This is a genomic window from Bacillus cereus group sp. BfR-BA-01523, from assembly GCF_022662615.1.
In the GTDB taxonomy this organism is placed as follows: Bacteria; Bacillota; Bacilli; order Bacillales; family Bacillaceae_G; genus Bacillus_A; species Bacillus_A mycoides.
The window spans coordinates 545,788-568,860 of record NZ_JAKUDX010000003.1 but is presented as its reverse complement, the minus strand read 5'-3'; the positions used below and the strand labels follow the sequence as shown (position 1 = coordinate 568,860).

The window sequence follows — 23,073 nt, the reverse complement described above, 5'->3', positions numbered from 1 at the left end:
GTATTTACGTTAAATCGACAAAATCTAGACAAGAAAACGCACATTATGGAAGGATTCACAGAAGGGATGTAGAATACAGAAATATGCAAAACATCAGATAAGATATTATTTGATGCAGATGCGTATCCCGTGAAGAATGCAATTGTGCAAGTTGGAACAAAATTTTATGTCGAAATTTTGTTTGTCGTATCCTATGCTCATCGTTCAAGAAAACAGCAAGGTAATTGGGTCTATGTAGATTCTGAGCAAGATGAAGTTGATTGTTATATTTATTAACATGCAAAAGCTACAGATCTCATGATCATACAGGCTATAGTGCTTCTTGCTAGTCTTCTTGTGAAAAAGGAGTATATGTATTGTCTCCAGGAGATACATTTGTAACAGATGAGCAAATGTATACAATTTTATATAGTAGTATGTATCTGCGAATTTACGCAGACTGGGGACTTATACGAAAGGTCCAAAATCGTTTACACAATGTGATCTACAGTACTTTCTAATAAATTTAGAAAAATATTGTCGAATTATAAAGGAATCTTTTAATTTATATCGAATACAAAATACGACACGGAGATGGAGTTATGGGGAACAGAATTCCTGAAGAAGTTGTTGAACAGATTCGGACATCATCCGATATTGTAGAAGTGATTGGTGAGTATGTTCAACTTAGAAAGCAGGGGCGTAACTATTTCGGCCTTTGTCCATTTCATGGTGAGAATTCTCCTTCATTCTCTGTTTCATCTGATAAGCAAATTTTTCATTGTTTCGGATGTGGAGAAGGTGGAAATGTCTTTTCTTTTCTTATGAAAATGGAAGGACTTGCTTTCACAGAGGCTGTTCAAAAGCTTGGCGAAAGAAATGGAATTGCAGTTGCAGAATATACATCAGGGCAAGGACAACAACAAAAAGAAGACATATCTGATGACACTGTCATCATGCAACAGGCTCATGAACTTTTGAAAAAGTATTATCATCATTTATTAGTAAATACAGAAGAAGGAAATGAAGCACTTTCATATTTATTAAAACGTGGTATTACAAAAGAGATGATTGAGAAATTTGAAATTGGTTATGCATCACAAGCTTGGGATGCAGCAACGAAAATTTTACAAAAAAGAGGTTTGTCGCTATCTAGTATGGAACAGGCTGGCCTTCTTGTAAGAAGTGAGAAGGATGGCAGTCATTATGACCGCTTCCGCGGAAGAGTTATGTTTCCGATTTATACTTTACAAGGTAAGGTGATAGCGTTTAGTGGAAGGGCATTAGGAGATGACACTCCGAAATATTTGAATAGTCCTGAAACACCGATTTTTTACAAAAGTAAGCTGTTGTATAATTTCCACCAAGCAAGGCCGTTTATTAGAAAACGTGGGCAGGTTGTCCTTTTTGAAGGTTATGCCGATGTACTAGCCGCGGTGAAAAGTGGTGTGGAAGAAGCTGTTGCGACAATGGGAACAGCTTTAACTGAAGAACAAGCGAAACTTCTGCGACGTAACGTTGAAACTGTTGTTCTTTGCTATGATGGTGATAAAGCAGGGCGAGAAGCGACGATGAAAGCAGGGCAATTACTATTGCAAGTTGGTTGCCAAGTGAAAGTTACATCCTTGCCAGATAAGCTTGACCCTGATGAATATGTGCAACAATATGGGACAACCGCTTTTGAAAATCTTGTGAAATCAAGTATAAGTTTTGTTGGTTTCAAAATAAATTATTTGCGTTTAGGGAAAAATTTGCAAGATGAGTCTGGCAAAGAAGAATATGTAAAAAGTGTTTTAAAAGAGTTATCATTGCTACAGGATGCGATGCAGGCGGAATCCTATTTAAAATCATTATCGCAAGAATTTTCGTATTCAATGGAAACACTTTTGAATCAATTGCACCAATATCGCAAAGAACAAAAGGTACAGCAAAAACAAATAAAGCAGGTTTCTAAGCCATCTCAAATTGTTCAAACGAAACCGAAATTAACAGGTTTTGAAAGGGCAGAAAGAGAAATTATTTACCATATGTTGCAAAGTGCAGAAGTGACAGTGCGTATGGAACCTCATATAGAAGATTTTTATACAGAAGAACATAAAGGGATTTTATATGAACTATACGCATATTATGAAAAGGGAAATGAACCTTCAGTCGGAACATTTTTAAGTTGGCTCTCTGATGAAAAGTTGAAAAATATTATTACTGATATTTCGACGGATGAATTTATTAATCCAGAGTACACAGAAGAAGCGTTACAAGGTCATTTGGAGGCGCTAAGACGCCATAAAGAAAAACTTGAAAAGATGGAAATTATCTTTAAAGTAAAACAAATGGAAAAAACAGATCCTGTAGAGGCTGCTAAATATTATGTGGCATATTTACAAAGTCAAAAAGCAAGAAAATAGCTTTTTCGATAAAGTTTTAGTATAATGAATGTTTGTATCTCGCGTAAGGAGGGGAACAGATGGCTGATAAACCAGCTCGTTCTAAACAAATTGAAACTGAAATGACCCTTGAGCAAGTGAAAGAACAACTCACTGAGCTCGGAAAAAAACGTGGCGTTCTTACATATGAAGAGATTGCAGAACGCATGAATGGATTTGAAATTGAATCCGATCAAATGGATGAATACTATGAATATTTAGGTGAACAAGGGATTGACTTAGTTGGTGACAATGACAACGACGAAGGTCCTAATAATCGTCAAATTACAAAAACGGAAGAAGAATTTGACCTTAATGATTTAAGTGTGCCGCCAGGTGTGAAAATCAATGACCCTGTTCGTATGTACTTAAAAGAAATTGGTCGTGTAGACTTACTATCTGCTGAAGAAGAAATTCGACTTGCGACACGTATTGAAGAAGGCGATGAAGAAGCAAAACGCCGTCTTGCGGAAGCAAACTTACGTCTTGTAGTAAGTATTGCAAAGCGCTACGTGGGCCGTGGTATGCTTTTCTTAGACTTAATCCAAGAAGGAAATATGGGTCTAATTAAGGCAGTTGAAAAGTTCGACTACCGTAAAGGTTTTAAATTTAGTACGTATGCAACTTGGTGGATTCGCCAAGCTATTACACGTGCGATTGCAGACCAAGCGCGAACAATTCGTATTCCAGTTCATATGGTTGAAACAATTAATAAGTTAATCCGTGTACAACGTCAATTATTACAAGATTTAGGACGCGAACCATCTCCTGAAGAGATTGGTGAAGAAATGGATCTTGCTCCAGAAAAAGTACGCGAAATCTTAAAGATTGCACAGGAGCCAGTTTCTCTTGAAACACCAATTGGTGAAGAAGACGACTCCCATTTAGGTGACTTTATCGAAGACCAAGAAGCAACATCGCCTGCGGACCATGCAGCGTATGAATTGCTAAAAGAACAATTAGAAGATGTGTTAGATACACTAACAGATCGTGAAGAAAATGTTCTGCGTCTTCGTTTTGGTTTAGATGATGGACGAACTCGTACGCTTGAAGAAGTCGGGAAAGTATTCGGCGTAACGAGAGAACGTATTCGTCAAATTGAAGCGAAAGCACTTCGCAAATTAAGACATCCAAGCCGTAGTAAGCGTCTTAAGGATTTCTTAGAATAGGCTACCTTTAAGTTTACTTCACTTTTGTGAAGTAAACTTTTTTATTTTGTTAATTTTTGTTAAAATTTTTCTATCGGCAATGATTACAATTTCTTGTAATTTATTTTACAGAATTGTCTTTTGATTTGCAAATGCTCATTTTTCGATTTTTCGATTTATTTTGTTTATTATATACAAAATAATATGTAGAAAAGTAAAAAATATGATGAGAAACGTTAGTAATTATCGAAATAATATGCGATATAATATTGAAAATCAATAAAATGAATTTACGGAATATTTTTAACAAGTAGTAGTTTACTCTTTTCTGATAGGGCGTTTTCAAGTACAATATAAATGACTGAATCATCTAACTATTTAGCGGTATAGAGGGGGGAGAAGAGATATGAAACGTAATCCGTTGATTCCGTTCGCTCTTATTGCAGCATTAGGTATTATCGTTATGTTTGTATTTTCATTTCAGGGGCTAAATAAATCTAAAGAGTTAGCTGATGCAAAAAATGGTGGGAAACCAGCACAAACAGCATCAAAGCCAGAGGATATTGTAAAGCAAAGCTGTACGAGCTGTCATGGTGATCAGTTACAAGGAGCGGTAGGCCCTAATTTACAAAAAATTGGTGGGAAACTTTCAAAAGATGAAATTAAAGAAGTTCTGTCAAAAGGAAAAGGAAATATGCCAGCTAATTTAATTCCAGCTGATCAAGCAACGAAAGTAGCTGATTGGTTATCGAAGAAAAAATAAAGTATAGAAAAACAAGTCTTTTGCTTTTTGCAAAAGGCTTGTTTTTCTATACTATCTAAAATACGATTAGTAATAGAGAATTGAAGTATTGTTATGGACTTGCAACAACTACTATAAATTCATTATCATGGAGACAGACTGAGAAGAGAAGGAGTAATGGAAATACATGAATGAAGTAAAGCTTTCGAAACGATTAGAAGAAGTTGTGAGGGAGATTCCGGTAGGCTCTACAGTAGCTGATATTGGATCGGATCATGCGTATTTACCGTGTTATACAATTATAAATAATATTGCTACAAAAGCAGTTGCAGGAGAGGTTGTAGATGGGCCGTTTCGCTCTGCACAAGCAACTGTAGCTGAAAGTGGCTTACAAGATAAAGTAGACGTTCGTAAAGGGAATGGATTAGCTGTTATAGTGCCAGGAGAAGTAGATGTTATTACGATTGCTGGTATGGGTGGAGCGTTAATTCGTGACATTTTAGAAAGTGGTAAAGAAAAATTAGAAGGTGTAACACGTTTAATCTTACAGCCGAATATTGCAGCACACCATATCCGTGAATGGTTTATTGAAAATGGATGGGAGCTTATCCGTGAGAAAATTGTAATAGAAGACGGAAAGATTTACGAGATTTTAGTCGGAGAGCGAGGAGATACAGCAGTACCTTACTCTGAAAATAAACAAGCTGAATTGTTTATGGGTCCATTTTTAATAAAAGAAAAAAGTGAAGCTTTTATTGAAAAGTGGGAAGGGGAATTGAAAAACTTCCAAAATATTTTAAAACAGTTAGAACGTGCAGCAGAGTCTGAAGAGACAAAAGCGAAGCGTGCAGAAGTAGAAGCGAAAATGAAAATGATAGGAGAGGTTTTATCATGAGTAAAATTCCGAATGGTCATGAAATTATTTCTTTGTTTGAAGGTATGTATCCGAAGCATTTAGCGATGGAAGGGGATAAGATTGGCTTACAGATTGGAGCGCTTAATAAACCTGTCCAGCACGTATTAATCGCGTTAGATGTAACTGAGGAAGTTGTGGACGAGGCGATCCAATTAGGAGCGAATATCATTATAGCGCACCATCCTTTAATCTTTAATCCATTAAAAGCGATTCATACAGATAAGGCGTACGGAAGAATTATTGAAATGTGTATTAAAAATGATATTGCGGTTTATGCCGCACATACAAATGTAGATATTGCTAAGGGCGGGGTAAATGATTTACTTGCTGATGCGTTAGGGTTACAAAATACAGAAGTATTAGCTCCTACATATGCAGAAGAAATGAAAAAAATTGTTGTATTTGTTCCAGTAACCCATGCAGAAGAAGTGCGCAAAGCTCTTGGAGATGCGGATGCAGGTCATATCGGTAATTATAGCCACTGTACGTTCGGTAGCGAAGGGGTAGGTACGTTTATCCCTCAAGAAGGTGCAAATCCTTATATCGGAGAAACTGGGCAGTTAGAACGTGTGGAAGAGATACGTGTCGAAACGATTATTCCAGCTTCATTACAAAGAAAAGTTATTAAAGCGATGTTGGCAGCCCATCCATATGAAGAAGTGGCATATGATGTATATCCGCTTGATAATAAAGGTGAAACATTAGGTCTTGGTAAAATAGGGTATTTACAAGAAGAAATGACGCTTGAGCAGTTTGCTTTACATGTGAAACAATCATTACATGTAAAGGGTGCAAGAGTTGTTGGAAAGTTAGATGATAAGGTGCGTAAAGTAGCTGTACTTGGTGGTGACGGTAATAAATATATAAACCAAGCGAAATTTAAAGGAGCAGATGTATATGTAACAGGTGATATGTATTATCATGTTGCTCACGATGCGATGATGATTGGTTTAAATATAGTCGATCCAGGACATAACGTTGAAAAAGTAATGAAGCAAGGTGTACAAAAACAATTGCAAGAAAAAGTAGATGTGAAGAAATTCAATGTACACATTCACGCTTCGCAGTTACATACAGATCCATTCACATTTGTATAAGAAAAATAAAAACCGTTGCTCATGTAGGCAACGGTTTTTATTATTGTTCTTTTTTCACTTTTACACGAGGTAGTATCTTTTGAAGTGGTACTTTTCGAATTCTGTCCCATGTAGCTGGATTCATTGGGTCATATTGATCTAAGAAAGCAATAACTTCTTTTGTAATTGGCGTTGGAGTAGAAGCACCTGCTGTAACAGCTACGTTTTCTACACCTTGTAGCCATTCTAATTGGATTTCACTTACGTCTGCAACGCGGTATGCTGTCGTACCAGCGATTTCTTGTGATACTTGTGCTAAACGGTTTGAGTTGTTACTTTTCGGATCACCGACAACAATTGTTAAATCTGCAACATCAGCTTGTTTAGCGACAGCTTCTTGGCGAACTTGAGTTGCTAAACAAATTTCCTTGTGGAATTCTGCTGTTGGGAATTTTTTCTGAATGTCCTCCATTAAATGTTGAACATCCCATTGACTCATTGTTGTTTGATTCGTAACTAAAATTTTATCCGTTGGAATTTCTAGTGTTTTTAAATCATCAGCTTTTTCGATAAGATGAACGATATCAGGTGCGATACCAACTGCGCCTTCTGGTTCTGGATGATTTTTTTTGCCGATATAAATGACATGGTATCCTTCAGCTTTCTTTGCTTCGATAAGGTCATGTGTTTTTGTAACATCTGGACAAGTTGCATCAATTGTCGTTAAACCTTTTTCTTTTGCACGTTGTTTAACTTCTGGAGAAACACCGTGTGCAGTGAAAATAACAGTACCAGAATCGATTTTATCTAAAATTTCTAATCGACTTGGACCGTCTAATGTAATGATGCCATCCTCTTCGAAAGCATCTGTGACATGCTTATTGTGAACAATCATACCTAAAATATAAATGGGTCTCGGTAATGATTTATCTAATGCGGCGTTACGTGCAATAACCATTGCGTCAACAACACCATAGCAATAACCACGAGGGGAAATTTTAACAATCTTCATGTGAGTAATCCTCTCCTTCTAAACAAGGGATACTTTTGTGCATAGTCCATTACATTATAAAGGAGGAGTGGATAGAAAACAAAGGATTGTTACACATATAGTTTTGGTTTTGTTGCTGATTGTTGAACGGGTTCTTTCGGAACCTCTTTTTCTATTACCGGTTCAAGCACTATTTTTTTTCGTTTCCTTTTTGGAGGTGGAGGAGGTGGAGTTGCTACCTCAACCTGTTCTGTTGCATCTTCAGTTTGATTTTCTTCCGTACTTTTTCCAGAGGTGAGGATTTTAACAATGCTTGGTAGACTACGCATAATGGGACCGTACTGTTCGACAACAGGACCGACAGATTGCACGACTTGAGATACTTTTTCGATATTATTTATCATATTAGTTGGGTTCGAAATTAAATTTGAAAAAAAACTACCGATGCCGCTGCTAGATGCCGCTGCAGTTGTAGCTGACGCAGCACCACGTGTATCGTTTGATTCATACATTTGAGGTGGTATCATCTGCTCTGGATATTGCTGCATGTATGGCTGATATTGTTGTGTATATTGTTGTTGGTAGGGCTGTTGGTATGACTGTTGCTGTTGATATTGGGGCGGCGGTTGTTGGTGCATCATCGGTGGCCCTTCCATTTGTCGATAAGGAGGGACCATTTGCATGAAAGGTTCGGTTGGATCGTGTTTTTTAAAGAGTTTAGCAAGGAAACCTTTCTTTTTTTGAGCCATCGGTGGTAGTTGTGGAATCGGATATGGTGTGTAAGATTGTTGTCCTCGATTCGGATACATTTGTCTTATAGGGGATTTCGGAAACATGTGGGAAATCCTCCTTTCTTCAGTTAGGTATATACACATACAATATGCAATGGAAGGAAAGAAGGTTAGTTTTTGAGATAAAAACCTAAACTAAAGATGGATTTTACTTGTAGATTTCGATATAATGTAGACTTGACTGATTTGTGCGCAGTAGAAATTTTAGAAAGAAGGTGTAACTTATGACACTACAAACTTTTACACAGTATGATTTTAAACCATTTTTAATAGATGCAGTTCGTGAACTACGCTTTACAGAGCCAACAGGAATTCAAAAGAAAATTTTCCCGGTCGTGAAAAAAGGTGTGAGTATAATTGGACAATCCCAAACTGGTTCTGGGAAAACACATGCATACTTACTTCCTACATTAAACAGAATTGATGCAAGTCGTGAAGAGGTACAACTTGTTATTACAGCGCCTACTCGTGAGTTAGCACAACAAATTTACGAAGAAATTGTGAAACTAACAAAGTTCTGTGCAGAAGATCAAATGATTACAGCACGCTGTTTAATTGGTGGAACTGATAAACAACGATCAATTGAAAAGTTGAAAAAACAACCTCATATTGTAGTTGGAACGCCAGGACGTATTAAAGATTTAGTAGAAGAAAAGGCGCTATTTGTTTATAAAGCGGATACTATTATTGTCGATGAAGCGGACTTAATGCTTGATATGGGATTCATTCAAGATGTAGATAAAATTGCGGCACGTATGCCTAAAAATCTGCAAATGTTAGTTTTCTCTGCAACAATTCCTCAAAAATTAAAACCATTTTTGAAGAAATATATGGAGAATCCAGAACATATTCATATTAATCCGAAGCAAGTTGCAGCAGGAAATATTGATCATTACCTTGTGCCTTCAAGACACCGTAATAAAACTGAATTAGTGAAAAATATGCTACTTCAATTTAAACCATATTTAGCAATTGTCTTTACAAACACAAAGAAGAAGGCTGACGAAGTAGCCGATGGATTAGCAGAACGTGGATTAAAAGTAGGGCGTATACACGGTGATTTATCACCACGTGATCGTAGAAAAATGATGAAACAAGTTCGTGATTTAGAGTTCCAATACATTGTCGCAACAGATTTGGCGGCACGCGGTATTGATATTGAAGGAATTAGCCATGTTATTAACTATGAACTTCCACCAGATTTAGATTTCTTCGTTCACCGTGTTGGAAGAACTGCACGTGCGGGTCATTCAGGTATTGCAGTGACGATTTATGATCCAGCAAATGAAGAAGCGTTAGATAGTTTGGAAAAACAACGTCATATCGAGTTTAAACATGTAGATTTACGCGGAGATGAATGGGCGGATTTAGGTGACCGTCGTCGTCGTAAGAGCCGTAAAAAACCAAGTGATGGACTAGATGTTATGGCGACAAAAGTTGTTAAGAAGCCGAAAAAAGTAAAACCAAACTATAAACGAAAACTTGCAACAGAACGTGACAAAGTGAAGAAAAAATATAGCAATAAAAAAAGATAAGGGATTTCCCTTATTTTTTTTTATCTCACTGCTTGAGAGAAAGTCGATTAATGTAGACTAATAATTAGTGAGGGGTAGAAAAAACGTTGACTAAAGTTTCGCTTTATTGGGTTAATTTTAGTATAGAGTTCAGATTGTTTGAATAGTCCGTTTAATTTATGTAGTGCCTTTTGTGTGAACAAACAATTCGCTACATATTTCTACAAATTATGCTATCATTATATCTATTGTATATTGAAGAGGTGATTGTATGTTAAAGATTGGATCTCATGTTTCTATGAGTGGTAAGAAAATGTTATTAGCAGCAAGTGAAGAGGCTGTTTCATACGGTGCAACGACGTTTATGATTTATACAGGTGCACCGCAAAATACACGAAGAAAACCAATTGAAGAATTGAACATAGAAGCAGGAAGAAAACATATGGAACTAAACGGTATTGAAGAAATTATCGTACATGCGCCATACATTATTAATCTTGGGAATACGACGAAGCCAGAAACATTCCAATTAGGTGTAGACTTCCTTCGCATGGAAATTGAAAGAACATCGGCATTAGGTGTAGCGAAACAAATCGTTCTTCACCCAGGTGCGCACGTTGGTGCAGGAGCGGATGCTGGTATTCAACAAATTATTAAAGGGCTTAATGAAGTATTAACGCCAGAGCAGACGGTTAACATTGCGTTAGAAACGATGGCAGGAAAGGGAACGGAATGCGGTCGTAGCTTTGAAGAAATTGCGAAAATTATTGATGGTGTGAAATATAATGAAAAACTATCTGTATGTTTTGATACGTGTCATACGCATGATGCAGGTTATGACCTTGTAAATGATTTTGACGGTGTGTTAAACGAATTTGATAAAATTGTTGGGATAAATCGTTTACAAGTACTTCATATTAACGATAGCAAAAATGTACGCGGAGCTGGAAAAGACCGTCATGAAAATATTGGTTTTGGTCATATTGGCTATAAGGCATTGCATCACATTGTGCATCACCCACAACTTACGCACGTACCAAAAATTCTTGAAACGCCGTATGTAGGTGAAGATAAAAAAGATAAGAAGCCACCATATAAATTAGAAATCGAAATGCTGAAAAATGGTACTTTTGATGAAGGGATTCTTGAAAAAATTAAAGCGCAATAAGGAGGGGATTTTCCCCTCCTTATTTTAATAGCTGCTGAAATAAAATATTTACTTGTTGGGCAGTGGCAGGAGTAGTTACTTTAGCGATTTGTTTTAACAAATCTAGTCGCTCGGTATTATCGTAAATGTTAATGTTTTTCCCTTTCATAAGTAAAACGATTTTATCAGCTTGTGCAGTTGTGATTGGAACTTCGTATTCTTTACTATATTTCAATAGTTCTTTTGTAGAAATATGATTTAATTTTTTGTTCACAATTTGTTTAATGAGGTTCATCGTGTTGTCCTCCTTCACACGTTCTTCTATCGAAATATATGTACGCATAGCTTGTACATATTCGTATCAAGGTGCATTTTTTCAATGGGGAAAAGAAGCTTATGTTATAATATAAGAACAAAACTATAGATAAAGAGTATAAGGAGGACTTATGGAAAAAAAGCAACATCGAAAAGAAAGTGTTATTCATCTTGTATATCGTTTAGTTATGATTGTCTTTGGGGCAGCGTGTGCGGCGGTAGCGATTGAACTGTTTTTAATGCCAAATAAAATTATTGATGGTGGAATTATTGGTATTTCTCTTATATTAGATTATCTTACTCCTAATATTTGGTGGTTAAGCTTTTCTACTTTAGTTGTTATCCTCAACATTCCTTTTATGTACTCCGGGTATAAGCAAATTGGAAAAACATTCATGTTATCTTCAGCATTTGGAATTGTAGCTTTAGCATTTATTGAATCAACGTTGCATGCTATTCCGCCATTTACAACAGAGCCGATTTTAGCAACAGTTTTCGGCGGTCTTATTTTAGGAATTGGTGTAGGACTTGTTATTCGTCATGGTGGATCGTTAGACGGGACCGAGATTATGGGGATTCTATTAACGAAGAAATTACCGTTTTCTGTTGGTGAATTCGTAATGTTTGTGAACTTATTCATTTTTGCATGGGCAGCATTTGTTTTTGGTGTTGAACAAGCGATGTATTCTGTTATGACGTACTATATCGCATTCAAAACAATTGATACGGTAATTCAAGGATTAGACGAAACGAAAGCAGTTTTAATAGTATCGGATCAATATGAGGAAGTATCAAATGCGATTTTACACCGCCTTGGTCGTGGAACAACAAAACTTGTTGCTAAAGGTGGCTATACAGATAAAGAAAAAGAAGTTATTTATGCAGTTGTAACACGTCTGGAAGTGACGAAGTTAAAATCAATTGTGCATGAAATTGATGAAAACGCATTTGTTACGATTATGAATACACAAGAGACAAATGGTGGTAAGTTTAAATCAGCAATTCACTAAAAAATTAATTGTAATATCTTTTGAAAGCAGAGAATTCTTCTCTGCTTTTTGTTATAATAATAAGGTTTCTTGAAATAAAGAATATATTTTAGGCAGATTGGTTTACAACTATAATAAGCTGTACTATAATTCAAATAGAGATAAATCGGAATCATTCTGAATTAAAATAGGTGAGATGCTATGAATAATATATTGGAAATAGAAGGATTAACGTTTCGGTATGAAGATCGCAACGTGTTAGAAGATATTAATTTGCAAGTTCCGAAGGGAGCTTTTTTAGGTTTAGTTGGACCGAATGGTTCAGGGAAATCGACTTTACTTAAATGCTTATTGGGTGTTTTAAAACCAAAGCAAGGAAGTATTAGATTGTTTGGCATTGATAGTAAGAAATTTAAAGAGTGGAATAAAGTTGGTTATGTATCCCAAAAGGCAAGTAGCTTTAACTCAGGTTTCCCGGCAACTGTTTTCGAGGTTGTTTCAATGGGGCTCGTTTCGAAAAAAGGGCTTTTTCGCTTTTTTACGAAAGACGATAATGCGAAAGTAGAAAAAGCGATTGCTGATGTAGGTATGAGCGAGTTTCGAGGTCGCAACATTGGAGAACTTTCTGGTGGACAACAACAGCGTGTATTTATTGCTCGTGCACTTGTAAGTGATCCGGAATTGCTTATTTTGGACGAGCCTACTGTTGGGATTGATGTGAAAAATGTGGCAAGTTTTTATGAGATACTAGAGGATTTAAACAAAAGATTGGGAATTACGTTAATTCTTGTTACGCACGATATGGGTGCTGTAACAGAGAAGGTGACGCATGTTGCATGTTTGAATCAGCATTTACATTTCCATGGGAATGTAGAGAAATTCCGAGAGTTAGAAGATGCAGAAATGTCGATTTTATATGGACATCATGTTCATCGCTTAGAACATGAACATGGGCATCACGGGAGGATATAATGATACAGGATTTTTTACAATATGATTTTTTACGTAATTCCTTATACGCTGGTATTTTAATAGGGCTTGTCGCACCACTTATCGGCGTGTTCGTTGTAATTCGCCGCATGTCGCTTATTGCGGATGCATTAAGTCATGTGACGTTATCAGGAATTGCAGCAAGTTTATTACTTGAAAAGACAATCTTTACCGGTGGGTTTTTAAACCCTTTATATATGGGGATGTTTTTTTCAATCGGTGGAGCATTGCTAATTGAAAAATTACGTACTGTATATAAACATTATCAAGAGTTAGCAATCCCGATTATACTTTCAGCAGGGATGGGGATTGGAGTTATCTTCATCTCACTTGCTAATGGATTCAATACGGATTTATTTAGTTATTTATTTGGTAGTGTAAGTGCTGTAACAAGTGCGGATTTAATTATTATTGGTATAGTAGCAATTGTTGTTATTGCGACGATTGTTTTATTATACAAAGAGTTGTTTTTACTATCATTTGATGAGGAATACGCTGTATCAACCGGTTTAAGTGCAAAGTGGATTCACTTTATCTTCATTATATTAGTTGCTCTTGTAATTGCGGTATCAATGCGTGTTGTAGGTGTTCTTCTCGTATCATCTTTAATGACGTTACCAGTTGCAGCAAGTATTCGTATTGCAAAAGGATTTAAACAAACAATTTTCTTTTCCATTTTATTTGGTGAAATTGCAGTAATTGGTGGAATGTTTGCTTCGTATCAACTTGATTTAGCTCCAGGTGGTACAATTGTTATGATAGCGGTTCTTATTTTAATTGGTGCAATTTTATGGAAAAAGAAAAAAACTGCATAAAGTAGGGATAGGTATGAATCTAACAGAAGCTTTACGCCTAATGAAGGAAAAGGGATACAAACATACGGGGAAAAGGGAAGAGATGCTGAGATTATTCGCAGCTCATAATCGTTATTTAACTGCGAAAGATGTTTTAGAGCATATGAAGGGTGATTATCCAGGACTTAGTTTTGATACGATTTATCGTAATTTAACGGTTTTTGCTGAAGTCGGTGTTTTAGAGCAAACGGAATTAAATGGTGAAAAGCATTTCCGTTTTACATGCTCCATTATGGAACATCATCATCATTTCATTTGTTTAGATTGTGGTGGTACGAAAGAGATTAATTCCTGCCCGATGGATTTTATGAATAAAGATTTTAAAGGTTATGAGGTAACGGGGCATAAGTTTGAAATATATGGTCGTTGCCCAAAATGTGCAAAATGAGAGGGCTCGTCAGTTATATAACTGACGAGTTTTTAATTTGAATGTAAAAAAAGGTTGCTCACAAAAATTGTGGCAACCTTCTTTTTATTGTTCTTGTTTTTCTTTTTCTTTTTCTCGTTCGGCAGCCATTTCAGCAGCGATTACATCAATTTCTTTTTTCAGTTCTTCTACCATTGTTTCTTCTGGTACTTTACGAACGACTTGCCCTTTACGGAATAATAAACCTTCTCCGCGTGCACCGGCAATACCGATGTCAGCTTCACGAGCTTCACCAGGACCGTTTACGGCACAGCCGAGTACTGCAACCTTAATTGGAACTTTAAGTGTGGAGATGTATTCTTCAACTTCATTAGCAATGCTAATTAGGTCGATTTCAATACGACCACAAGTTGGACAAGAAATAAGTGTTGCGGCATTAGATGCAAGACCGAATGATTTTAATAGTTCACGTGCAACTTTTACTTCTTCAACTGGATCAGCGCTTAAAGAGATACGAAGTGTATTTCCGATGCCTTTACTTAAAATTGCTCCAAGACCGGCGGCGCTTTTTACAGTCCCAGCAAACAATGTTCCTGATTCTGTAATACCTAAATGTAATGGATAATCAAAAGCGCGAGCAGCTTTTTCGTATGCTTCAATTGCTAAGTTAACATCAGAGGCTTTCATTGATACGATAATATCGTGGAAATCTAAGTCCTCTAAAATTTTAATATGGTGCAGTGCGCTCTCGACCATACCATCAGCAGTTGGATATCCATACTTTTCTAAAATATGACGTTCTAATGAGCCGGCATTTACACCGATACGGATTGGAATGCCACGCTCTTTCGCTGCATTTACAACAGCTTCTACTTTATGGCGACGTCCAATGTTACCTGGATTGATACGTACTTTATCAATGCCGCCTTCGATTGCTTTTAAAGCAAGGCGGTAATCAAAATGAATATCAGCAACAAGTGGAATGTTGATTTGTTTTTTAATATCAGCAATAGCATTTGCTGCGCGTTCGTCTGGAACAGCAACACGAACAACTTGACAGCCAGCTTCTTCTAAACGTTTAATTTCAGCAACTGTAGCCTCAACATCATGCGTTTTTGTTGTCGTCATACTTTGTATAATTAATTCATTGTTACCGCCAATTGTTAAATTACCGACTTTAACTGGACGTGTTTTTGTGCGTTGAGTCATTTCATTCACGAATTGATCGCTCTCCTTATAAAAGAAGTTTCTTATTTTAGTCCCTTACATCAATGATAGTATGTGTGAGAAAGGGCTATAGAAACCAAAGTACTCGGTTTCACTTTTACTATTGTATCAGCGCCTTTATGTAATTGACAAGGATTAAGTGATTGCTTATTGATATAAGGGGAATTTATAAGACTTTCCAACTTGGATTTTTGTAGCAGATGTATTTTTATTTAATTGCTTAAAATCATCAATTACTTTTTCAATAGAAGGAATTTTTTTCTTATTAATCGCTTCTGTAATAGAAAGAACTGTATCACCAGTTTTTACTTCGATTGCTTTATAAGCTGTATCCGTTTCTTTTTCTTTTTCTGTTTCTTTCTCTTTATTTTGTTTTGTATCTGTATTTTCTTTTTTTATCGTTTGGGCAGCAGATGTTTTTTTGTATGAACTTAACATCGGTAAAGTACCGATTTTTATGTCGTAATAAAATATATAACCGAGGACAAGCACGAATAAGAGTACACCTAATCTCTTCATATCCTTCACTCCTTTGCTAGGAATATATGCTTGTCCAAAAAAAAAATGCCTATTTAGGCATTTTTTTATAGTTCTTGTTTTTCTTTCGGCTTTGGAACTTCTTTAATTGTTAAGTATAGAACGATTAAAACAACTGCAATGTAAATGAATGTTGCGCCAGGTACGTTTATTTTGAATAAATCCATAATCATAAAGAAGATTGTTGGAATTGTGTAGCTGTAAGCAGTTAATGTCCAAACTTGTTTATAAGATAATTTGCGTTGACCGCTCATCGCAGAACCGATGAAGGCAAGCAATGTAACTCCTACAAAGGTAATAAATAATTGGAACAAGTACAGTAAGAACCCAATAACGAATAATAAGATTGGATAAATACTGTCAAATAACGAAATGAAATCTTGTAAATCTTTTTTCTCAAGAGATGCGCCTAATAAGTCATTATAGGAGTATGTTTGTGTTTGACCATTCCCCATGGAGACTACTTTATCTTTTAAAACAAATAAACCTGTTTTATTTTGATATTTTTCTAAGTCTGTTGAATTTGGATCAAATACGAAAAGGGCATTTCCATCTTCTTTTTCGATAGGTTGATCAATATCAGCTGTTAGCTCGCCATTTTCAATTTTAAAATCAGGTAAATCTTTTTCGATTACTTTATTTACCATGTTAACACCATCTTGAATAACGCTACCGTACAAGAAAGTTCTTGGAATAGTAGTGATTAGGCAAAGAAGCATAATATACAAAATGGTTTTACCGATTTTTTGAAAACGGAAAAGCGCCATATCTTTAGGCGAATATACGCTTTTTGCTAGCTGTGTAAAAATGGACATAGATTCACTTCCTTTATATATGTATAAAATCATTGTAACGTACGAATCTAGAGAAGCTCAAGATATATTATATTTACATATAGTAGAGAGGACTAAATTCCTTCTTATTAATTTACTTCTTTTAGTAGAGAAAAATACAATTGACACTTTTCTTTCGTATATGGTAAATTTATCTTACATTTTTCAAACGATATACCTGATTGGAATTTAGTTGTTTTTAATGGTACATACATAATCGTGGACCCTTAGCTCAGTTGGTTAGAGCAGACGGCTCATAACCGTCCGGTCGTAGGTTCGAGTCCTACAGGGTCCATATCCATTTCATATGTTTATTATGTCAGCAGGAAGCTTCCTTGTAGAAGGAAGCTTTTTTTCGGAATATATGAGCATTTTAATTGAAAAGAAGTGGGAATTTTGCTACTTTAATGATAGCAAGACAAAGCGATTTATTTGTTTGCACCCTATGGCAATTAGGGTAGAATGAAGTTGTATGTCACTTAAGTGGCAATACATAAACCGGGAGGAATATAACAATGGCAAAACACGAATTACCAAATTTACCTTATGCGTATGATGCTTTAGAACCTCACTTTGATAAAGAAACAATGAACATCCATCATACAAAACATCACAACACGTATATTACAAACTTAAACGCTGCTTTAGAAGGTCATGCAGAATTAGCTGACAAAAGCGTTGAAGAATTAGTTGCAAACTTAAACGAAGTACCTGAAGCAATCCGTACAGCAGTACGTAACAATGGTGGCGGACATGCTAACCACACATTCTTCTGGACAATCCTATCTCCAAACGGCGGGGGACAACCAGTAGGCGAACTTGCAACTGCGATTGAAGCGAAATTCGGTAGCTTCGATGCATTCAAAGCAGAATTCGCAAAAGCTGGCGCAACTCGCTTCGGTTCTGGTTGGGCTTGGTTAGTAGTAAACAATGGTGAGTTAGAAGTAACAAGCACTCCAAACCAAGATTCTCCTCTAACTGAAGGTAAAACTCCAGTTATCGGTTTAGATGTTTGGGAGCATGCTTACTACTTAAATTACCAAAACCGTCGTCCTGACTACATCGGTGCATTCTGGAACGTTGTAGATTGGAACGTTGCTGAAAAACTTTACCAAGAAGCAAAATAATTAAAGTTAATACAGCTAGAAAAAAGCTAGGGGTTTTCTCCTAGCTTTTTTCTATGTTCTCCTTTTACATAATTGAGCTTGTCTTTGGAAGACTAGAACATGAAGTAAAGGAGAGTTGTGTATGAAGTGGAAACATGTAATCGGTGATGTTGAAGTGAATCGGGATTTAGTATTATTGCTCGTTATAGGAGGTTTATACACGCTCGCAATTTCTTTATCGAATACGTTTGTAAACATTTATTTATGGAAGCAAACACAAAATTATGTGAATCTGGGCTTGTATAATTTGGCCAGCGTTGTATTGCAGCCTCTAACATTTCTTGTGGGCGGGAAATTAGCGAAACGTATTGATCGCTCGATTTTATTGAGAATCGGTGTAGGCACGTTAGCTGTTTTTTTTATCGTCGTTTTAGTAGCGGGAAAAAGTGCATCTCACTATATTTTATTAATGGGAGCCCTTTTAGGAGTTGGTTATGGTTTTTATTGGCTCGCTTTTAACTTGTTGACATTTGAGATTACAGAACCAGAAACAAGAGATTTTTTTAACGGTTTTCTAGGACTTCTTACATCGTTCTCTGGAATGATTGGACCGATAGCAGCAGGATATACAATTTCACGTATGGAAAAATGGAGTGGTTATACTGTCGTTTTCTTCCTCTCGTTAATGCTATTTGCGGTTGCAGTCGTTCTAAGCTTTTTTTTATCGAAGAGGGAATGTGAAGGACGCTATGAAATTGTGCAAGTATTGAAAGAGCGGCAAGTTGATGAAAACTGGGGAAGAATTACGCGTGCTCATTTCTTCCAAGGTTTGAGAGAGGGAACGTTTATTTTCGTTATTTCGGTATACGTCTATTTAGCATCTGGTAGCGAGTTAGCACTAGGGAAGTATAGTTTAGTGAATTCTGCAGTATCATTTGTATGCTATTATTTAGTTACTCGTCTGTTAAAGAAAGAATGGCGAAAAAAAGCAATTTTACTTGGTGGCATTATTTTATATGCGGTCGTATTTTTAGTTATTTTCAATGTTACATATACGAAATTACTTATTTATGCAGCATGTATTGCGGTTGCATATCCCATTTTACTCGTTCCGTACGGATCCATGACATACGATGTAATTGGTAGAGCAAAACAGGCGAGAGAATGGCGTGTAGAATATATAGTGGTCAGGGAATTATGGTTAAATGCCGGAAGAATTTGTTCCATTTTAAGTTTTTTATGTGCTGTCATATTTTTTCCGCCTGAAAAAAGTTTACCTTTCTTACTATGTATTTTAGGAGCTGGACATTTTCTTATTTATTTTGCAGTTAAAAATGTCAAATATGATGAGGGAAATGTGAACAAAACCAGCGCTGTAGCGCAAGGAACCCCACAGAATCAAACTGAACCAGAAGGTTAACTTATCGTTTGTTTTATGCTAGAATAGAAAAAGATGTAAGACAGCAGTGAGGGCACCTGTATGAAGGTGTCCCTTTCACATTACATAGCTGTTGGTAGAGGGGGTTTGTATGAGCAAGAAGCAGAAAAAGAACCAGACAAAGACAAAAACCCACGTTCCCTTTCGGTTAAACGTGTTGTTTTTTTGCGTGTTTTTAATGTTCTCCGCGGTTATTGTAAGGCTTGGATACGTACAAATTGTTCGTGGTGAGGAATATAAAAATGAAGTTGAGAAAAAAGAAAATTCAACGATAAGTAATCCTGTACCACGCGGGAAAATATTTGATCGTAATGGAGAAGCGGTCGTAGATAATGAGCCTATTCGTACAATTACATTTACAAAAATGAAGGGATCAACTGCAGCAGATCGCTTAGAAACGGCGAAAAAGTTAGCAGATTTAATTGAGGTCCCAACAGATAAGTTAACAGATCGCGATAAAAAAGATTATTGGCTTGCTTTACATAAAGAAGAAGCAAAAGCAAAAATCACAAAAAAAGATCGTGAAGAGCTTAAAATGAATAAAATTGACGATAAAGAACTAGATGAACGTCAACGAAATCGTGTAACAGAAGAAGAGATTAATCAACTGTCAGCAAAAGATTTAGAAATATTGGCGATCAAAAGTAAGATGGAAAGCGGATATGCAATGACGCCGCAAATCGTTAAAAAAGGTGCAACAGAAGAAGAATACGCGATTATTAGTGAAAATTTAGCGAAATTACCAGGTGTAGATACAAATGTTGACTGGGAGCGAAAATATAAGTATGATGATATGTTCCGAAGTGTACTTGGTGGTGTAACTTCTTCTGATGAAGGGTTACCGAAAGAGAGATTAGATTACTATCTTGTTCGCGATTATAATCGAAATGATAGAGTAGGAAAAAGTTATCTTGAACAGCAATATGAAGATAGTCTGCACGGTACGAAAGAAGAAGTGAAAAATATTACAGATAAAAACGGTAATATTTTAGAAACGATTAATGTATCGCAAGGACAACGAGGTAACGACCTGAACTTAACAATTGATATGGAATTACAGAAGCGTGTGGAAGATATTATTACCAAAAATTTAATGAAATTTAAAGGGGGAGAACCTCTTTTAGATCGGGCATTCGTTGTAATGATGAATCCGAAAAATGGTGAAGTTTTATCTATGGCTGGGAAACAATTAGTGAATGAAAATGGCGAAACGAAAGTGCAAGATTTCGCATTAGGAACGATGACAAGTGCTTATCCGATGGGATCGACTGTAAAAGGGGCGACAGTACTTACGGGATATCAAACAGGTGCGATTCAACCGGGTTCAGTTCAAGTCGATGAACCAATCGTATTAAAAGGAACGAAGAAAAAATCTTCTTGGAAGACGATGGGACCTATTAATGATTTGACAGCGTTAAAAATGTCTTCTAACGTATATATGTTTAAAACAGCGATGAATATCGCTGATGTTCCATATGTTAGAGGTGGTACGTTAGATATACCACAAAAAGCATTTGATACGATGCGATACTATTACGGTCAGTTTGGACTTGGTGTAAAAACAGGTATTGATTTACCGAATGAATCTGCTGGACAAAGAGGTAGAACAGACAATATCCCAGGTTTCTTATTAGATTTATCAATTGGACAGTATGATACGTATACACCACTTCAATTAGCACAATATGTTTCAACAATTGCCAATGGTGGTTACCGTATGCAGCCGCAAGTTGTAAAGGAAATTCGTCAGCCATCGGCGAAGCCAGAGGAAGTTGGAAAAGTTGTTCAATCTATGGAACCGAAAGTATTAAATCGTATTGATATGCCTGAATCACAAATTAAACGTGTTCAAGAAGGATTTAGACAAGTATTTAACGATTCAGGTGGTACCGCTACGAAATACTTTACAGGTGCACCATATAAGGCAGCTGGGAAAACGGGTACAGCTCAAACTGTATATGGCGGAGATAAAGAGATTGGTAAAAAAGCAGATGGTCAGCGTGTGGAGACTTATAACTTAACATTAGTAGGTTATGCCCCGCTCGAAGATCCAGAAGTAGCATTCTCTGTTGTTGTTCCGTGGGTACATGATGATAAGACTGGTATTAATGGATATATTAGTCGTGAAATTATGGATGCTTACTTTGATTTGAAAAACCAAGAAATAAATGGTGAAGCTCCAAAAGATAATAAAAATCAAAAAGAAGATCAAGATGATGAATAAAAAAGTTGTAAAAAAAGCACACTATCTGAAAAGATAGTGTGCTTTTTTTTATGCCTTACGCATATGGTTTAGTAAATGTGGACAAGCATAAAATATTGAAAAAACATGTAGTTTCAAAAACGATGAACACAACAAGATTAGTGCATACGCTCTAAGTTTGTTGTGTGTGATAGGCGATAGCAGTTTTATCCCGCGTTTGAGGGCGGTAAAACTCCCACCTCAAAATTCAGCTGGAGCAAAGAAGTTAGGTGGGAGCCCTGCTGCCCGTAAACGCCCGATTGGTGAGGGCTAATAATCAGTGGGGGATGAACAAAACCCCCACTGATTAAAGTTTCGCTTTATGGATGATTAGAAAATTTCCTGCATCTAAAGTACAAAAGTGAAAATAAAGTTTGTGTATACAGTTGTTTTTGTGGGACTTTACAAAACTTTTACAAATAATTAAAACCGAATTAATAGTTTAGCAGTATTCTTATATCTGTAATCCTGTTATTTCCGGTTACTTCTAGGAGGAAGAACACGTGAAATGGATGAGCGCATCGATTAAAGTTTTGACATTATCGACATGTTTCCTTTGTTTTAATATGTCTACTGCATTCGCTACAAATGAAATGGGAGAAGTGAGAGTTGATGGATCCTCAACGGTTTTCCCCATTATAGAGGCAGTAGCAGAGGAATATACAAAGGCCCATCCAAACGTGAAAATTTCTATTAGTATTTCTGGGACAGGGGGAGGATTTAATCGTTTCAGTAAAGGAGAAGTAGATATAAACAATGCTTCGAGATTGATGAAACCGGTAGAAGAAAATGCAATGCAGAAAAAATTCATTCAATTTACACCATTTGAGGTTGCTTATGACGGTCTAACGATTGTTGTGAATCGTCAAAATACGTGGGTAAACAATATGACGATAGACGAGTTACGTCTATTATGGAGTGAAAATGGAAGATTGAAACGATGGTCACAAATTCATTCATCATGGCCTCGTGAACAAGTTAAATTTTATGCGCCAGGCGTAGACTCTGGTACTTATGATTATTTCCAAAATGTTGTCTTACAAAATAATCGCCTTGTAAAAACGGTTTCTTTGTCTGAAGACGATCAAGTTATTATGCAAGGGGTAATGAATGATAAAAATGCCATTGCTTTTGTAGGATATGCTTATTATATGGCCAATCGAGATAAGGTAAAAGCAATACAGGTGGATGGTGTATTTCCAACGAAAGAGACCATTCAGTCGGGTACGTATAAGCCATTATCTAGGCCGCTATTTACGTATGTGAATCATGCATCTATCAGAAATAAAATTAATGTAGCAAATTATGTTGAGTTTATGATTAAGCATGTTGGAGGCCTTGCTGAAGAGGTCGGATATGTAAAATTACCAAAAGAAAAATATAATGAACAGCTGCGAATGTTAACAGAAATAAAAAGGTAATGTCAGGGTGGAAAGGGGTTTTCATCT

The 23,073-nt window shown here is 36.3% G+C and carries 21 protein-coding genes and 1 tRNA gene; 16 read left to right on the top strand and 6 right to left on the bottom strand.

The genetic code is table 11. The annotated features are described in order from the left end of the window. Positions 1–581 precede the first annotated feature (581 nt). From dnaG to MR066_RS11320, 5 genes are all read left to right on the top strand, one after another. Positions 582–2,384 carry a DNA primase gene (dnaG, locus tag MR066_RS11340; protein ID WP_242247154.1) on the top strand — a complete coding sequence of 601 codons (1,803 nt, stop codon included), beginning with the start codon at positions 582–584 and terminating at the stop codon, positions 2,382–2,384. A 59-nt stretch (positions 2,385–2,443) separates the two neighbouring features. Then, positions 2,444–3,571, top strand: coding sequence for an RNA polymerase sigma factor RpoD (gene rpoD / locus MR066_RS11335; protein WP_000764062.1), 1,128 nt, complete (start codon positions 2,444–2,446; stop codon positions 3,569–3,571). A 385-nt stretch (positions 3,572–3,956) separates the two neighbouring features. Continuing rightward, complete coding sequence (gene cccA / locus MR066_RS11330; RefSeq protein WP_002015178.1) at positions 3,957–4,313, top strand: cytochrome c550; 357 nt, start codon at positions 3,957–3,959, stop codon at positions 4,311–4,313. A gap of 166 nt (positions 4,314–4,479) precedes the next feature. Continuing rightward, positions 4,480–5,187, top strand: coding sequence for a tRNA (adenine(22)-N(1))-methyltransferase (locus MR066_RS11325; protein WP_002190695.1), 708 nt, complete (start codon positions 4,480–4,482; stop codon positions 5,185–5,187). After that, complete coding sequence (locus MR066_RS11320) at positions 5,184–6,305, top strand: Nif3-like dinuclear metal center hexameric protein (protein WP_242247151.1); 1,122 nt, start codon at positions 5,184–5,186, stop codon at positions 6,303–6,305. Before MR066_RS11325 ends, MR066_RS11320 begins: the two co-directional genes overlap by 4 nt. Positions 6,306–6,345: 40 nt before the next feature. On the opposite strand, the gene MR066_RS11315 is transcribed toward MR066_RS11320, so the two are convergent. Further along, positions 6,346–7,296 (bottom strand): 4-hydroxy-3-methylbut-2-enyl diphosphate reductase, encoded by a 951-nt coding sequence (locus tag MR066_RS11315; RefSeq protein WP_002015175.1) that lies wholly within the window; start codon positions 7,294–7,296, stop codon positions 6,346–6,348. Between the two features lie 89 nt (positions 7,297–7,385). After that, positions 7,386–8,111: a VrrA/YqfQ family protein gene (vrrA, locus tag MR066_RS11310; protein WP_088040159.1), complete on the bottom strand. Its 726-nt coding sequence runs from the start codon at positions 8,109–8,111 to the stop codon at positions 7,386–7,388. A gap of 179 nt (positions 8,112–8,290) precedes the next feature. On the opposite strand from vrrA, the gene MR066_RS11305 reads away from it, so the two are divergent. Next, a complete protein-coding gene (locus MR066_RS11305; RefSeq protein ID WP_002015172.1) occupies positions 8,291–9,601 on the top strand; it encodes a DEAD/DEAH box helicase in 1,311 nt (436 codons plus the stop codon). Between the two features lie 250 nt (positions 9,602–9,851). Then, positions 9,852–10,748, top strand: a complete 897-nt coding sequence (locus tag MR066_RS11300) for a deoxyribonuclease IV (protein WP_002088660.1) — start codon at positions 9,852–9,854, stop codon at positions 10,746–10,748. A gap of 19 nt (positions 10,749–10,767) precedes the next feature. Here the strand turns inward: MR066_RS11300 and MR066_RS11295 are convergent, their stop codons facing one another. Continuing rightward, positions 10,768–11,022 (bottom strand): DUF2624 domain-containing protein, encoded by a 255-nt coding sequence (locus MR066_RS11295; protein ID WP_002088657.1) that lies wholly within the window; start codon positions 11,020–11,022, stop codon positions 10,768–10,770. A gap of 151 nt (positions 11,023–11,173) precedes the next feature. Here MR066_RS11295 and MR066_RS11290 point away from each other — a divergent pair, with 151 nt between their 5' ends. From MR066_RS11290 to MR066_RS11275, 4 genes are all read left to right on the top strand, one after another. Continuing rightward, complete coding sequence (locus MR066_RS11290; RefSeq protein WP_002015168.1) at positions 11,174–12,052, top strand: YitT family protein; 879 nt, start codon at positions 11,174–11,176, stop codon at positions 12,050–12,052. A gap of 180 nt (positions 12,053–12,232) precedes the next feature. Continuing rightward, a complete protein-coding gene (locus tag MR066_RS11285) occupies positions 12,233–13,003 on the top strand; it encodes a metal ABC transporter ATP-binding protein (protein ID WP_002015167.1) in 771 nt (256 codons plus the stop codon). Next, positions 13,003–13,836, top strand: coding sequence for a metal ABC transporter permease (locus MR066_RS11280; protein WP_002015165.1), 834 nt, complete (start codon positions 13,003–13,005; stop codon positions 13,834–13,836). The genes MR066_RS11285 and MR066_RS11280 overlap by 1 nt, the downstream gene beginning before the upstream one ends. A gap of 13 nt (positions 13,837–13,849) precedes the next feature. Beyond that, positions 13,850–14,263, top strand: a complete 414-nt coding sequence (locus MR066_RS11275) for a Fur family transcriptional regulator (RefSeq protein WP_002015164.1) — start codon at positions 13,850–13,852, stop codon at positions 14,261–14,263. An 84-nt stretch (positions 14,264–14,347) separates the two neighbouring features. Here the strand turns inward: MR066_RS11275 and ispG are convergent, their stop codons facing one another. The 3 genes from ispG to yqgB all read right to left on the bottom strand — a co-directional run bounded on the left by ispG (position 14,348) and on the right by yqgB (position 16,821). Continuing rightward, entirely contained in the window at positions 14,348–15,451 is a 1,104-nt protein-coding gene (gene ispG / locus MR066_RS11270; RefSeq protein ID WP_161793976.1) for a flavodoxin-dependent (E)-4-hydroxy-3-methylbut-2-enyl-diphosphate synthase, read from the bottom strand. Between the two features lie 165 nt (positions 15,452–15,616). Beyond that, positions 15,617–15,988 (bottom strand): hypothetical protein, encoded by a 372-nt coding sequence (locus MR066_RS11265; protein WP_002088653.1) that lies wholly within the window; start codon positions 15,986–15,988, stop codon positions 15,617–15,619. A gap of 65 nt (positions 15,989–16,053) precedes the next feature. Beyond that, positions 16,054–16,821 carry a protein YqgB gene (yqgB, locus tag MR066_RS11260; protein ID WP_002034056.1) on the bottom strand — a complete coding sequence of 256 codons (768 nt, stop codon included), beginning with the start codon at positions 16,819–16,821 and terminating at the stop codon, positions 16,054–16,056. Between the two features lie 239 nt (positions 16,822–17,060). Here yqgB and MR066_RS11255 point away from each other — a divergent pair. From MR066_RS11255 to MR066_RS11235, 5 genes are all read left to right on the top strand, one after another. Beyond that, positions 17,061–17,134 (top strand) — tRNA-Ile (locus MR066_RS11255). A 220-nt stretch (positions 17,135–17,354) separates the two neighbouring features. After that, positions 17,355–17,966, top strand: coding sequence for a superoxide dismutase [Mn] (gene sodA, locus MR066_RS11250; protein WP_001052029.1), 612 nt, complete (start codon positions 17,355–17,357; stop codon positions 17,964–17,966). Between the two features lie 121 nt (positions 17,967–18,087). Beyond that, complete coding sequence (locus tag MR066_RS11245; RefSeq protein WP_242247142.1) at positions 18,088–19,365, top strand: MFS transporter; 1,278 nt, start codon at positions 18,088–18,090, stop codon at positions 19,363–19,365. A 109-nt stretch (positions 19,366–19,474) separates the two neighbouring features. Then, positions 19,475–21,607, top strand: coding sequence for a peptidoglycan D,D-transpeptidase FtsI family protein (locus MR066_RS11240; protein WP_242247141.1), 2,133 nt, complete (start codon positions 19,475–19,477; stop codon positions 21,605–21,607). 521 nt (positions 21,608–22,128) lie between these two features. Next, positions 22,129–23,046 (top strand): PstS family phosphate ABC transporter substrate-binding protein, encoded by a 918-nt coding sequence (locus MR066_RS11235; protein WP_242247140.1) that lies wholly within the window; start codon positions 22,129–22,131, stop codon positions 23,044–23,046. Positions 23,047–23,073: the final 27 nt, after the last annotated feature.